At 69.7% G+C, this 12835-nt stretch carries 9 protein-coding genes and 1 pseudogene; 4 read left to right on the plus strand and 6 right to left on the minus strand.

Annotation, left to right across the window (positions count from 1 at the left end; genetic code table 11):
• The first annotated feature begins 270 nt into the window (after nucleotides 1-270).
• Nucleotides 271-2427, plus strand: coding sequence for a zinc ribbon domain-containing protein (locus tag CHC08_RS52765; protein WP_143653178.1), 2157 nt, complete (start codon nucleotides 271-273; stop codon nucleotides 2425-2427).
• A gap of 69 nt (nucleotides 2428-2496) precedes the next feature.
• Here CHC08_RS52765 and CHC08_RS51445 read toward each other — a convergent pair.
• Together CHC08_RS51445 and CHC08_RS11545 are read right to left on the minus strand one after the other, a co-directional pair.
• Nucleotides 2497-3399 (minus strand): annotated as a pseudogene (locus CHC08_RS51445) (endonuclease/exonuclease/phosphatase family protein); the annotation flags it as partial.
• Nucleotides 3400-3691: 292 nt separating this feature from the next.
• The gene (locus CHC08_RS11545; RefSeq protein ID WP_245878263.1) at nucleotides 3692-5146 is read right to left on the minus strand and encodes an alkaline phosphatase PhoX; all 1455 of its coding nucleotides are present in this window, start codon (nucleotides 5144-5146) and stop codon (nucleotides 3692-3694) included.
• Nucleotides 5147-5442: 296 nt separating this feature from the next.
• Here CHC08_RS11545 and CHC08_RS11550 point away from each other — a divergent pair, with 296 nt between their 5' ends.
• A complete protein-coding gene (locus CHC08_RS11550) occupies nucleotides 5443-5874 on the plus strand; it encodes a cupin domain-containing protein (RefSeq protein ID WP_089207218.1) in 432 nt (143 codons plus the stop codon).
• A 104-nt stretch (nucleotides 5875-5978) separates the two neighbouring features.
• Nucleotides 5979-7514, plus strand: coding sequence for an aldehyde dehydrogenase family protein (locus CHC08_RS11555; protein WP_089207219.1), 1536 nt, complete (start codon nucleotides 5979-5981; stop codon nucleotides 7512-7514).
• A gap of 45 nt (nucleotides 7515-7559) precedes the next feature.
• On the opposite strand, the gene CHC08_RS11560 is transcribed toward CHC08_RS11555, so the two are convergent.
• The 3 genes from CHC08_RS11560 to CHC08_RS11570 all read right to left on the minus strand — a co-directional run bounded on the left by CHC08_RS11560 (nucleotide 7560) and on the right by CHC08_RS11570 (nucleotide 11323).
• Nucleotides 7560-8480, minus strand: a complete 921-nt coding sequence (locus CHC08_RS11560; protein ID WP_089207220.1) for an acetamidase/formamidase family protein — start codon at nucleotides 8478-8480, stop codon at nucleotides 7560-7562.
• Nucleotides 8481-8777: 297 nt separating this feature from the next.
• Nucleotides 8778-10598 carry an adenylyl cyclase gene (locus tag CHC08_RS11565; RefSeq protein ID WP_218825252.1) on the minus strand — a complete coding sequence of 607 codons (1821 nt, stop codon included), beginning with the start codon at nucleotides 10596-10598 and terminating at the stop codon, nucleotides 8778-8780.
• Between the two features lie 284 nt (nucleotides 10599-10882).
• Nucleotides 10883-11323: a hypothetical protein gene (locus tag CHC08_RS11570; RefSeq protein WP_089207221.1), complete on the minus strand. Its 441-nt coding sequence runs from the start codon at nucleotides 11321-11323 to the stop codon at nucleotides 10883-10885.
• Between the two features lie 174 nt (nucleotides 11324-11497).
• Between CHC08_RS11570 and CHC08_RS11575 the strand changes: the two genes are divergently transcribed.
• Nucleotides 11498-12307 (plus strand): class I SAM-dependent methyltransferase, encoded by an 810-nt coding sequence (locus CHC08_RS11575; RefSeq protein ID WP_089207222.1) that lies wholly within the window; start codon nucleotides 11498-11500, stop codon nucleotides 12305-12307.
• A gap of 86 nt (nucleotides 12308-12393) precedes the next feature.
• Here the strand turns inward: CHC08_RS11575 and CHC08_RS11580 are convergent.
• Nucleotides 12394-12835, minus strand: a 442-nt coding sequence (locus tag CHC08_RS11580; RefSeq protein ID WP_179281984.1) for a choice-of-anchor J domain-containing protein, incomplete at its 5' end; no start/stop codon positions are given.

Here is a 12835-nt window from a genome sequence, read left to right on the forward strand (position 1 = left end):
CGCGGATCAGGGATTTCGGGGCGTTCTCACCGTGACGCCGGTGAGTCGCCGGTTGCCTTCACGGAGGGTTCGCGCTGTTGGCCCAGAACGCTATGTGAACCTATGCGGACCTATGGGTCTGATAGGTCGGCTGTCGAGCATCCCTCGGTGTTTCTCCTCAAAGTGGTGACCTGGAGGAAGGCCCGGAAAAGTGTCGGTGGTGGCCGGTAGCGTTTGCGGCGGGTGGGGCTGTCGGGGCTGGTGGTGACCGGGATCGGGGGTAAACGGAGCATGGCGGTGCTGATGGCGACGGCATCCTGTACCGCCTACCGGGCGGCACTGGAGTCCAGCGGTGAAGTAGTGGGTGAGCGGACGCTGGTGCGGCGGGTGGGCTGGCTGGCCGCACTCGCCCAGACCATGACCACCCAGATCCTCACCGAACGATGGACCGGTGCCGCCCTGAGTGACCTCGCCTCCGGCACAAGCAGCGACGGTCGGGCGTTACCGGCCAAGGGGTGGATGGCCGTTCGCCGGTTGAGCTGGGGGTGTGCCGCCCCGGCGGGGGTGTATGTGCCCGAGCGGGTGCGGCGCATCGCCGAGGAAGAGGCCGCCCGGGCACTGCGGCTGGCGCTGCATCGCCGGACGGTGCTGGCGGCGGTGTGCGCGACCTGGCCAGCCGACCCGGCCAGGCACTCGGAGGCCGAATGGCGGGCGTTGCGCGCGGCGCTGCCCGCTGGGGTGAGTACAGCGCAGATCCGTAACCGCACCCGGCAGGTCCGCGCGCACCTGACCGCGCACGGAAGCTTGCCCATTGATGTGACCGGGTTGGAGGAGGTGCCGGTGGTGGCGGCGCAGGTGCTGCTGGCCGCGGCCGACAAGCAACTGGTCACCCTGACCCGCGCCACCGCAGTACCCGCGGACGCCGGCGCCTCGGGCGGACCGGGGACGGATAAGGGCGGCGGGCCAGCCGCAGGCGACGGGCACGATGGGCCACAGACAGCGGTGTTGCGGGTGAAGTTACCGCTGGTGGCGGCCCCGGTTTCGCGGGCCGATTGGGCGTGGCATGTGATCGTGTTCACGGTGCCGCCGCACGTGCCCACCCACGCCGCCTGGTGTGCGCCCACGCTGCGGGTGGCCGCACACCGGTTGCGGGTGGATCTGCCGTTCACCGTCCCGTTGCCGGTGGTTTCGGCGGTGGGGCATCGGGTGGGGCTGGGGTTGGATTGGGGGGTGAACACGTTGCTGACCGGCACCGTCGCCCGCCTGACCCACCCGACCGATGATGGACTGACCGGCAAGCCGGGCAGCGGGCGGACGACTGGCCCTGCGGGTGGGCGAGTGGTCTCCGACGGGCGGATGCTGCGCTACGACGCAACCGCGATCTCGGCGAAACTACACCGGCTACGCGCCCACCGCGAACGCCTGGCCGCCAAACGCGACCACTACGCCGCACTGCTGCCGGGAATGTGCGCCCCGCACTTCCAGTGGGCCGACCTGCAGCACCACCACGCCCGCGCCGCAGCCGAGCATGAGCGGGTATGTGCGAGAATCCGCCGCCTCAATCATGCGCTGGCCTGGTCGGCGGCCCGCTGGGCGGTAGACCAGGCGATCGCCACCGGCGCCGGTGTCATCTACCTGGAAGATCTGGCCACCTTGCAGGCGCGGGGGCGCCGCCGGGGGAATGCCCGCCTGTCCGGGCAGGTGCGCGGCCTAGTGGTGGCGGCGATCCGGCACCTGGCCGCCAAAGCGAGCATCGCCGTGGTGACCGTTCCGGCGCGGGGCACCTCGAAGTACTGCCCGCGCTGCGGCACCGGCACCAGTGTCCTGCAGCATGTGGCGGCGCCAGACCGGCCCAAACGGGCGGGCTGGAAATGGGCGCGCTGCTCCTGCGGGCTGTCGGCCGATCGCGACTGGGCGGCCGCCGAGCGGATCGTGGCGCGTGGCCTGCTCGGCCAATCCCATACCCGCACCGATCGGGCCACCGGTCACCGCACCATCACCGTCGTGGTGGAGGGCAACGTCGCCCGCGCCCGGCGTCCCCGCGCCGAGGCCCGGCGGGTGCGCCGCGCCAACCGTACCGGCCGTGACTCCTTCGTCCGCCCCGACCGGCCCGGCCCTACTTTGGGTAAGGGCCGGTCCACGCCTAAACGCCCCGGACGGCCCCCACGGGTAGCCCAGGGCGCCCGGGTGGTTCGGGGTGAGGCCGGGCTCGCACAAGCTTCTCGCCGTGTGCCGGAGTGGCGTACGGTTCCCGCCCCCACCACGGTGGGACAGCGTCCGGCGGGACACGAACCCCAGAGCGGCCACCCCCTGGGGAGCCGCTCAGGTCGTGCACGCGATTTCCAGCACCGGACCGGTTTCCACCGCGCCCGCGCCACCCCCGTCATCCGCCTCAGCGCAGAGTACGGACCCCGCGCGGGAACGGCCACACCGACCCAAGCTGTCTGAAAACCTCAGACAACCACCGGAAATCGAAGACGCTCTCAGATCGGTCAGGATCGCACGGTGGTCGCTGCCCGTCATCGGCAGCACCCGGCTGTCGAGGGCTATGAACCCGCGGGTGAGCACGTGGTCCAGGCGGACGGCGGGCAGCTTCGCGGGCCAGGTGAACTGCAGGCCGGTGCCGGCTTCCTCCGACACGGGCGACAGGAGTGCGGTGAGACGCCTCATCTCCCGGTCGGTGGTGGCGGTGTTCAGGTCGCCGGCGACGATGATCCGAGGGCTGGGGTCCGCCTGAATCGCACGGGCCAGCGCCTCCACCTCGGCGTTGCGGTTGGCGATGACGGACGGCTCGTTGGGGCGGAAGGACGCGAGGTGCACCGCGTAAAAACTGACCGGCCCCTGCGGCGTACGGATGACGGCCTGACGTGAGCGCGGCACTCCGGGCACCTGCCGTGGCCGGTCGTCGAAGGGGTACCGGCTCCACACCGCCACACCCGGATTGTCCGGGAACTGATACGGGTAGCCGGGGCTGATCTCCCGGCCGAAGACGGGATCGACCGTGCCGTTCCTCAGCACCGGATCGTCGGGGACCTCCGCGGCCACGAGGATGTCCGCGTCGGTGGCCCGCAGCGCCTTGGCGGTCGTCGCCAGGTCGCGGTTGGAGTAGCTGACGTTCTGGTGGACCACGCGCAGGTCCCGGGGCACGATGCCGGCGATGCCGGGGGCGCGGACGAACGCGGGTCCGAACATCACCGCCCACATCACGGCGGGGACCATGGCTCCCGCCAGCACGAGCCATGACCGCCGGACGAGCGCGACCAGGAGCATGACGGGAACCACGAGGCCCAGCCACGGCAGGCCGCTGTCGAGCGTGTTGCCCCCTCCGTGCCAGTTCGGCAGCAGCCGGTGCCCCACCATGACGAGGGCGATCAGAACACCCGCGGTTGCCGTCAGCCCGCCCCCGAACCGCGGCGACATGATGAGAGATCCCTTCGACGACTGCGAGCGGCGGTCTTCACCGGATTCAGTCCATCACGACACCGGCGGCCGCGGAGAGAGCCTGTGATGTCGAGGTCCGTCCATGCCGCTGCCGGGCGGAGGACTTTACCCCCACCTGGCGATTCGGGCCCGGACACCCGGCAGGAGCCCCCGACCCGCGCGCATGCCGGTCAGGGGCCCCTTCTTGCCGGTTCTCACCGATGGAAGACGCCGCGCCGCCCTGCGCCGTTGAACGGCGCAGGGCGGCGCGGCACCCGCGGTCGTACGACGGTCAGTGGTGGCCGTGGCCGTTTCCGTGACCGTTTCCGTGGCCGTGGTCGTCGCCCTCGCTCGGCCGGCCCCAGGGACCGGTGATCGCGAACACGTAGCCCGGGCTCTGGATGTTGGCGTACAGGATCCTCCCGTCCTCGCTGAAGGTCGGGCCGGTGAACTCGCTGGTGCTGAAATCGTTGCGGGCCATCGGGTAGGCGTTGCCCTGCTTGGTGACGCCGACCAGGTGCGACACGCCTTCGCCGTCCTCGGCCAGGATGACCCCGCCGTACGGAGAGACGGTGATGTTGTCCGGCCCGTCGTAGTCGGTGTCCTTCTCGGGGTCCGGGTTCACACCGAAGATCGTCTTAAGGGTGACCGTCTCGGTCTTGGGGTTGTAGAACCACACCTGGCCGTCGTGCTCGTTGACGCTGCCGTCGTCCGCGCGGGCGAAGCTGGCGACGAAGTAGGCGCCGCCGTCGGACCACCAGGCGCCTTCGAGCTTGCGGCTGCGGGTGACCTGGTCGTCGCTGAACTGCTTGCGCACCGAGACGGTCTTGGCGTCGCGGTCGGGAACGTTGACCCACTTCACCTTGTACGTGGTGCCCGGCTGGGTGGCCTCGGACAGGTCGGCGATGTGCTTGCTTCCCTTGAAGCAGCTCATGGCCTCCAGGGTGCCCGCGGTGTCGCCGCCCTTGCTGAGCGCGAGCTTTCGCAGCGCGCCCTTGCCGGCCCGGAAGTGCCTCGGCGGGGTCCAGCGGAAGTACAGCCCGAGCGGGCTGCCCGCGTCCTCGGTCTCGTAGATCGCGGAGGTGTGCGGGTCGACCGCGACGGCCTCGTGCGCGAACCTGCCCAGGAACTTCAGCGGGATCGGGTCGAGGTTGGCCTTGCGGTCGAACGGGTCGACCTCGAAGACGTACCCGTGGTCCTTCTGCAGCGCGCCGCCGGCGCGCGCCTCGGTCTCCTCGCAGGTCAGCCAGGTGTCCCAGGGGGTGATGCCACCCGCGCAGTTGTTGTGCGTGCCGGCCACGCTGACATACTCACGGATGCGGTTGCCGCGGTTGTCGACCTCGATGTTCGTGGTGCCGCCGCGCGCACCCGGGTCGTACGTCAGGCCCGGCAGGGCGGGCACGCCGTAGGGTTCGGTGCCGTCGATTTCGTGGTTGTTGACCAGGACGGAGCCGTGGCGGCCCTTGAAGAAGCCGGTGCCGTCGGCGTCGCTCGGGGTCGGCTCTCCCGACTCGAGCAGCGTCTTCCCCGCCTGAGCGACGATCTTGTAGGAAAAACCCTTCGGGAGTGCGAGCAGGCCGGCCGGGTCCGCGACGACCGGGCCGTAGCCCACCGCCTTGACACCGGTCTGAGCGGCCTGTGCGGCGGCGGGGCCGGCAATCGCTTCGATACTGCCGACGATGGCAATGCCCAGGCCACCCACTGCGCTGGAACGCAGCAGGTTGCGGCGAGAGATCGAGGAAGTCACAGGGGGTACCTTTTCCATTACATATCGGTAGATACATAATGGACCCAAGTCCTCCGGCCTGAACGATTCCTCTCATGATGTGGTCACCGGGATGAACGCACGGAGAATGCTCAACCTTGACGCCGGTAATGCGTTTATATAGGCGATTAGATCGTATATAGGCGATTAGGGCCACCATTGGGCAGGCCGGGCCTCCGCCCGGGCGGCCGGCAGTACATGCGGCCCCCGATGACCATGCGGCGTGCCAGGCCGGTCCGACCGACCGGCATGAAAACGTCGCCACTATCATCGGTCCAATGACAACCTCCATCCGCCCTCCACTCGCCGAGGCCCTGGACCTGCTGCCGCATCCCGAGGGCGGCTGGTACCGGGAGACATGGAAGACCTCCGCCGACGTCACCCCGCCCGGGTACGGCGGGGCGCGGGCCACCGCCACCGGGATCTACTTCCTGCTGGAGCCCGGCGAGGAGTCACGCCCGCACGTGGTCCGCTCCGACGAGGTGTGGCTCTGGCACCGGGGCGGCCCGCTGACCCTGATCCTCGGCGGCCACGAGGGCCAGCCCTCCAGCACGACGATCCTCGGCCCCGCGGTGGAGGAGGGACAGGCCCCGCAGGTCCTGGTGCCCGCCGGAACCTGGCAGGCCGCCCGCCCGGCCGGCGACGAGGGCGTGCTGGTGAGCTGCGTCGTCTCCCCCGGCTTCGACTTCGCCGATTTCCGCATGCTTTGACATCCTCCCCGCCCTGAAGGACGGAGCATCCGCCCTAGACGTCCGGTGACGAGCTCTCCTTTGCGGGGAGAATGCGGTCACAAGCCCAAAACAGGAGGTCAACGATGACCCGCGAGATCGGTTCCGTCATCGGCGGAAAAGAAGTCCCGAACGGCACGGCCTACGACTCGATCAACCCCGCCAAGGTGGACGAGGTGGTCGCCCGGGTCCAGCTGGCGGACGCGGGCACGTTCTCCTCCGCGTGCCGTACGGCCGCCGCGGCCCAGAAGGAGTGGGCGGCGGTTCCCGCGCCCGTCCGGGGCCGGGTGATCGCCTCGATCGGACGGCTGGTGGAGGCCAACGCCGAGGCGCTGGCCCGCCTGGTCACCCGGGAGATCGGCAAGCCGTACGCCGAGGCGCTGGGCGAGGTCCGCGAGATCATCGACACGTGTGACTTCTTCCTCGGCGAGGGCAGGCGGCTCTACGGGCAGACGGTGCCCTCGGAGATGCCGGACAAGAACCTGTTCACCTTCCGGGTCCCGGTGGGAGTGGCCGCGGTGATCACCGCGGGCAACTTCCCGGTCGCGGTGCCGTCCTGGTATCTCGTCCCGGCGCTGCTGTCGGGCAACGCGGTCGTGTGGAAGCCCGCCGAGTACGCCGCGGCCTCGGCGGAGGCGCTCTACCGGCTGTTCGCGGCGGCGGGGCTGCCCGAGGGCGTGCTGAACCTGGTGCTCGCCGACGGCCAGGCGACGTTCGAAGGCCTGGAGACCGCGCTGGGCGAGGGCACGGTGCACAAGGTCGGTTTCACCGGCTCCACCGAGGTGGGCCGGAGGATCGGCGAGCTGTGCGGGCGGCACCTGCAGTCCCCCTGCCTGGAGCTCGGTGGCAAGAACCCGATGGTGGTCATGCCCGACGCCGACCTCGACCTGGCGGTGGAGGGCGCGCTGTTCGCCGGGTTCGGCACGGCGGGGCAGCGCTGCACCTCGCTCGGCACGGTGATCGTGCACGAGAACGTTCACGACGAGTTCCTCGACCGCTACACGCGTGCGGTGGCCGAGGCCGTGATCGGCGACCCGGCCGGAGACGTGCTGTGCGGGCCGATGCTCGACCACAAGTTCGCGTCACGGTACGAGGACTATCTGGGCTGGATCCAGCCGCACCACACGGTCGTCTCCGGCGCCACCGGCCGGATCACCCCGGACAACGCCCGCGGCGACTTCTCCGGGGAGGGCGGCCTCTACTACCACCCGGTGGTCGTGGACGGCGTGCGCCCCGACGACCGGCTCTTCCTTGAGGAGACCTTCGGGCCGATCGTCGGCGTGAGCACCTTCACGACCCTGGACGAGGCCGTCGAGCTGGCCAACCGCCCCGGCTACGGACTGTCCTCCTCCATCTACACCACCGACCCCAAGTCCGCCTTCAGGTTCCGCGAGGGCATCGGCGCCGGCATGGTCAGCGTCAACAACTCCACCTCGGGCGCGGAGGCCCACCTGCCCTTCGGCGGAAACGGCAAGTCGGGCAACGGGAGCCGTCAGTCGGGGGTGTGGGTGCTCGACCAGTTCACCCGCTGGCAGGCCATGAACTGGGACTACTCCGGCAAGCTGCAGAAGGCCCAGATGGACGTCGCCGAGGTCGTTCCCGACCTCGACTTCCGCCTCTGACGGGAGCCGCCGCGGGTCATCCGGCCCGCGGGGCGGGTCGCCCGGTCAGCGCAGTACGCCCTCGGGCAGCACGGCGTGGACGCCCCACACCTGGTTGGCCACCTGGGTGACCCGCAGGCTCACGGCCGGGCTGGCCAGCGCGAGGGCGGTGGCCTTGTCCACCCCGAACATCGACTGAAGCCAGCCGAGCATGGCGTCCAGCGCCTGTGCGGACGCCTCGTTGAGGTCGGCGCTGAAGCCGAAGGTGACGCGGCCGGCCGGGGTCACCGCGTGCACCGTCGGGATCGGCCGGTCGGTCACCAGGTCGACCACGATCTCGGTGGTCATCCCGCACTCGATCGCCGTGCCGGACACCTCGCCGTCGCCCTGCGCGGCGTGCCCGTCGCCGAGGCACAGCTGCGCGCCGGGCACGGTCACCGGCAGGTAGAGGGTCGAGCCGGCGACCAGTTCGCGGCAGTCGATGTTCCCGCCGGACGGACGGGGCGGGGTCGTCGAGTGCTCACCGGCCTCGTCCGGCGGCAGGCCGATGACACCCAGGAAGGGCGCGAGGTCCATCGACAGCCCGTGGTTGTTGCGGCCCACGAGTTTGTCGGCGTCCAGCTCCCAGAGCAGCCAGGTCGGGGGCCCGCCCGCCACCCCGAGCCGCCGGTTGAGCGGGTTGTCCACCGCGGCGGCGACGGTCCAGCCCCACTCGTCGGGCCGCAGCGAGACCAGCCGCACCGCGAGCATCATCCCCGGTTCGGCGCCGCGTACGGCGATGGGCCCGGCGAGGCAGTGGCCGCGCTTGGCGCTGAACATCTTCGGACGGACCTCACCGGGCGTCCGCTGCCGCTCCAGGTGTCCCGAGGCGTCCAGGGAGTGCACGACGATCGTGTCACCCGGGTCGACGGTCAGCGCGGCCGGAAGGTCGCGGGAGAAGACGTCGGTCACCGTTTCGGGGGTGGGGTCAAGCCGGTGCTTCGTCATGCAGGTCCTTCTTGTCCGGGGGCACGAGTGATCAGGGAACCGGTAGCCCCCCGGGGGGCCGGGGGCGATATGACCCTAACTGTCGGGTCCCGTCCAAGAACAGACCAAAACAGCGCACTTCGGAAAGGCCGGTGCGCGAGAGACGCCGGCGGCCGGCCCGGAAAACTCCGGGCCGGCCTGTCGGGTTCGCCGGTCGTCAGGTCACGGGCGGCCGGCGACGGTGCTCGTGCCGTACGGAGGTCACCTCACTGACAACCGACGACCGCGCCGTACGGACCTGACGGAGGTCGGGTCACCTCACTGATAACTGACGACGGTGCTCGTGCCGTACGAACCGACGACGGGGGTGCCCGCCTCGTTGATCGTCCGTTCGATGCCGCCGCTGCCGTCGAGGAAGACCGTGACCATGTTGTGGAAGTTGACCTTCTTGGTCTTCGGGACCTCGATCCCCCGGTCCGCGCGGATGTCCACGCCCTGGTTGAAGTAGGAGTAGACGCCCAGGCCCCACGCCTCGTGGGCCTTCACCCTGGGGCCGACCTTATACGACGCCCATCCCTTGCCGGTCGGGCTGGTCCACGCGCTCTGGCTCGGCGGGTCGTACGGAAGCTCGCTCTGGTAGAAGATCGTCCGGCCCCTCTCGCCGTTCCAGATCGTCTGGTACTTCTGGTAGTGCTCGACGAATAGGCCGTACGCCGTCACGTCGTCGCCGTTGACCACGACGCCCGTGTCGGCCGTGTTCTGCGTCCAGCCGATCCCGTTGCCGTGGTCACCGCGCCACGCCCAGATGTTGTCGATGATCGTGTCGTCGCTGTTGACCACGAGGCTCGTCTTCGCCTTGCCCACCCACGGTCCGCCGATGCGGAAGAAGACGTCCTGCAGCGAGATCGGGTTGCGGGAGTGGTCCCGGCGGCTGTTCCGCTCGCCGACCTCGACCAGCGTGTCGGACTCTCGCCGTCCGGCGTCGACGAGCACGCCGGCGATCCGGACGCCGTCGACGTCGTCGATCTTCAGCGCCGTGTCACCGGTGTCGGGCGCCAGGCTCGGCATGCCCAGCCCGAGCACGACCGTGTTCTTGTTCTCCACGCGCAGGGGCTGGTTCAGGTGGTAGACGCCCGGGGTGAGCAGGAGGTGCTTGCCGCGCGACAGCTGCTGGTTGATCTTCTGTGCGCTGTCGGTCGGCTTCGCGATGAAGAAGTCGCGGATCGGCAGCGACGAGCCCTCCTGCTGCCGGCCGTCGGCCCACGTCGTACCGGAGGTGTTGTGGCGAAGAGCGGGGACGAAGACCCGGTAGTCACCCGAGTCGTCGACGTAGAGGAAAGGCTTCTCCCGCGTCACGGGGCTGGTGGGCAACGTCGTGTAGGGCGGGTTGGGGAAGCCCTCCGGGGGAGCTCCCACCACGCCGGAGAACACCTGGTTCCAGACGCCGTTGGTCCAGGCGTCGCCGAGCGCGCTGTCACGCGTCAGCCACTGCTGCTGCGAGCCGTTGATCGTGATCCCGTCGACCTTCGAGTCGGCGATGTATCCGCCGCTCGAGAATCCGCCGTTGCCCGGCTCCAGCCAGAGCGTGCCGCGGATGTGGACCCGTCGCATCGGCGACGCCTGCGACACCGCCCACTGGTTCGACCAGTCGGTCGGCGTCACCGACAGGTTCTCGGCGGAGCGCCAGAAGTTGGTGAGCGCGGAGATGCCGGCCACCGAGCCCGGATCGGGCTGGCCGACGACCCGCACCGCGCCGTTGATGTCGACGTCGTCCGGCGACCGGCCGAGCCCGGCGACGGTCGTGTAGTAGCCGAGTCTCGCGTTGACGTCGTACCGGCCGGGCTTGAACAGCACGGCGTACCGGTTCGTGCCCATCTCGTTGTGCTCTTGCTGGGTGAAGAGCTCGTCGAGCTTGGTCTGGATCTGCGCGACGGGCGTCGACGGGTCGTACACGAAGACGTTGGGCCCGAAGTCCGGCGCCCCGCCCGTGTGCGCCGCGGCGGTGGCCGGGACGGACACGAGCCCCGCGCCGGTGAGCACCGCCACCGAGGCGGCGAGCGCGAGGTGACGGACTAAGGAGATGCCTCTGCGTGCGCGCGAGGTGGTCTCTCGCACGCCGTGGTCACGGACAGTTCTCATCGGCCTGCCTATTCGAGAATGGGCGGCGTGACATCACCGCGGTGGCGAGAGAGCGCTCTCTCGCCACCGCGACGCTTACGTCAAGCCTTGAACGAAGGGATGAGATGTTTCTATCCGGTTAATGGCATTCGCGCTATGGCAGGGAGGCACCTTTATCGACTTGTTTCAGGCCGGGCGTCATTCGGGAACCTCGTCCGTGGGCTCGATTTCCTCGACGCCGTCCTCGCCGTCGATCGCGAATGCCGAATGCGGATCCCGGGCTCAGCCCTGGGAGCGCTCTCACCTCAATGGTGCCTGACCACGAATTCGACGACCTCGAAACTCGTGAAGAGCAGGAACACGATCCCGAGAAGGGCATAGATCAGGACCGGCTGGGTCCACCGATAGGGATACCGCGAATTCGGGACGGGCACGGAACCCGACTCCGTGACCGGCTCGGGGCCGAACGCCGCCGGGGTAGGCGCGAGCGGCAGGGCCGTATAGCGCGGGCGGTGTCCCGCGGGGAAGGCCCGCGCGTCCCCGCGGCCACAGCCGGGGCAGTTCGCTCCCGCCCAGGGCGGCTGGACCAGCACACCGGACCGCAGCCAGAGCACGATGTCGCGCCCGCGGCCGTCGGTCAGATGGCGGACCAGGTATTCCTCCTGCCAGACGTGCCGGCAGTGCGGGCACTCCAACGGCCAGATCTCTCGCGTGCTGAACTCCTCGTGCACGAGGACCACCCCCATCGACGCACTGATTTCCGCCCTGAGTGTGGGCGCACCTTCCCGCGCCAGCAAGCACTTGTGACAGTAAGCGACAATAATGTACTAAATCCGTTACGACCATATAATGAGACGATTCTTCTTGCTATGTGAGACTCATGTTACGGTTGACAGAGCCGATCGAAGGAGCGATCTTCCATGACGGACAAGAACGCCGTATATACCCATGGCCACCACGAGTCGGTGCTGCGGTCCCACAGATGGCGCACCGCCGAGAACTCGGCGGCATATCTCCTGCCGCATCTGCGGCCCGGGACATCGCTACTGGACGTCGGCTGCGGACCCGGCACCATCACCGTCGACCTGGCGGAGCGGATCGCGCCCGGCATGGTCACCGCCGTCGAGGTCACCGCGGAGGCGCTCGCCCTGGCCCGCGCGGAGGCGGAGCGGCGCGGGCGGTCCACCATCGAGTTCTTCGTGGCGGACGTGCACGCGCTGGAGTTTCCCGACGACACCTTCGACGCCGTCCACGCCCACCAGGTGCTGCAGCACGTCGGCGATCCGGTCCAGGCGTTGCGCGAGATGCGGCGGGTCTGCAAGCCGGGCGGGATCGTCGCGGTCCGCGACAGCGACTACGCCGCGTTCACCTGGTTCCCCGAGCAACCCGAGCTGGACGAATGGCTGACCCTCTACCACCGGATCGCCAGGGCCAACGGCGGCGAGCCCGACGCGGGCCGGCGGCTGCTGTCATGGGCTCACGCGGCGGGCCTCACCGACGTCTCGGCCACCTCGTCGACCTGGTGTTTCGCGACACCGGAGGATCGTGCCTGGTGGGGCGGCGTGTGGGCCGAGCGGATCCTGAAATCCGACATGAACCGCCAGATCCTCACCTCCGGCGCCGCCACCGAAGCCGATCTGCGCCGCATCTCCGACGGCTGGCGGGCCTGGGCCGCGGAGCCGGACGGCTGGATGTCACTCCTTCACGGCGAGTTGATCTGCCGCGCCTGAGGACCGGGAGCCCCGCCGGGCGGGAATCGAGCGCCTCGCGAGAGCTTGGGGCGCCCCGAGCCTTCGGCGGGGGCGCCCCAGGCGGGTCAGGGCTGCCGGGTTATCTTGACGTCGTCCACTCCGGCCTCGACCAGGGAGGCGCCGGAGGCGTCACCGGCCTCGATCAGGATGCGGACACTCTGCCCGGCGAAGGCGGAGAGGTTGGCCGTGGCCGTGGCCCAGGCGCCGTTGCGGTTGGCGGCCGCGCCGAGCTGCTGGAACACCTGGGTGGTGGTGGAACCGACGACCTTCACCCGCAGGAAGTCGGCGCTGGAGGCGTTGGAGCCGTGCGCGAGATACCAGGAGAACGACAAATTCAGCGTTCCGCTCGGCAGGGTGATCGCGGGTGAGCGGACGCTGGTTGTGCCGCCGTCGAGGTCGTAGTCGCCGGCGGCCGCGCCCGCCAGTCGTCCGGTGACCAGGTCGTTGGAGCCGCTGACGGTGGTGCCGAGCTGCTTGGCGCCGCTGGAGGTGGTGGCCTCCGGGTCA

Origin of the sequence: Streptosporangium subroseum (assembly GCF_900188345.1) — a bacterium.
GTDB classification, from domain to species: Bacteria; Actinomycetota; Actinomycetes; order Streptosporangiales; family Streptosporangiaceae; genus Streptosporangium; species Streptosporangium subroseum.

Coding starts and splice junctions, on each gene's coding strand:
- CHC08_RS11550 (WP_089207218.1), top strand. CDS start 5,443: ATGACAACCTCCATCCGCCCTCCACTCGCCGAGGCCCTGGACCTGCTG.
- CHC08_RS11575 (WP_089207222.1), top strand. CDS start 11,498: ATGACGGACAAGAACGCCGTATATACCCATGGCCACCACGAGTCGGTG.
- CHC08_RS11555 (WP_089207219.1), top strand. CDS start 5,979: ATGACCCGCGAGATCGGTTCCGTCATCGGCGGAAAAGAAGTCCCGAAC.
- CHC08_RS52765 (WP_143653178.1), top strand. CDS start 271: ATGGCGGTGCTGATGGCGACGGCATCCTGTACCGCCTACCGGGCGGCA.
- CHC08_RS11565 (WP_218825252.1), bottom strand. CDS start 10,598: ATGAGAACTGTCCGTGACCACGGCGTGCGAGAGACCACCTCGCGCGCA.
- CHC08_RS11560 (WP_089207220.1), bottom strand. CDS start 8,480: ATGACGAAGCACCGGCTTGACCCCACCCCCGAAACGGTGACCGACGTC.
- CHC08_RS11570 (WP_089207221.1), bottom strand. CDS start 11,323: ATGGGGGTGGTCCTCGTGCACGAGGAGTTCAGCACGCGAGAGATCTGG.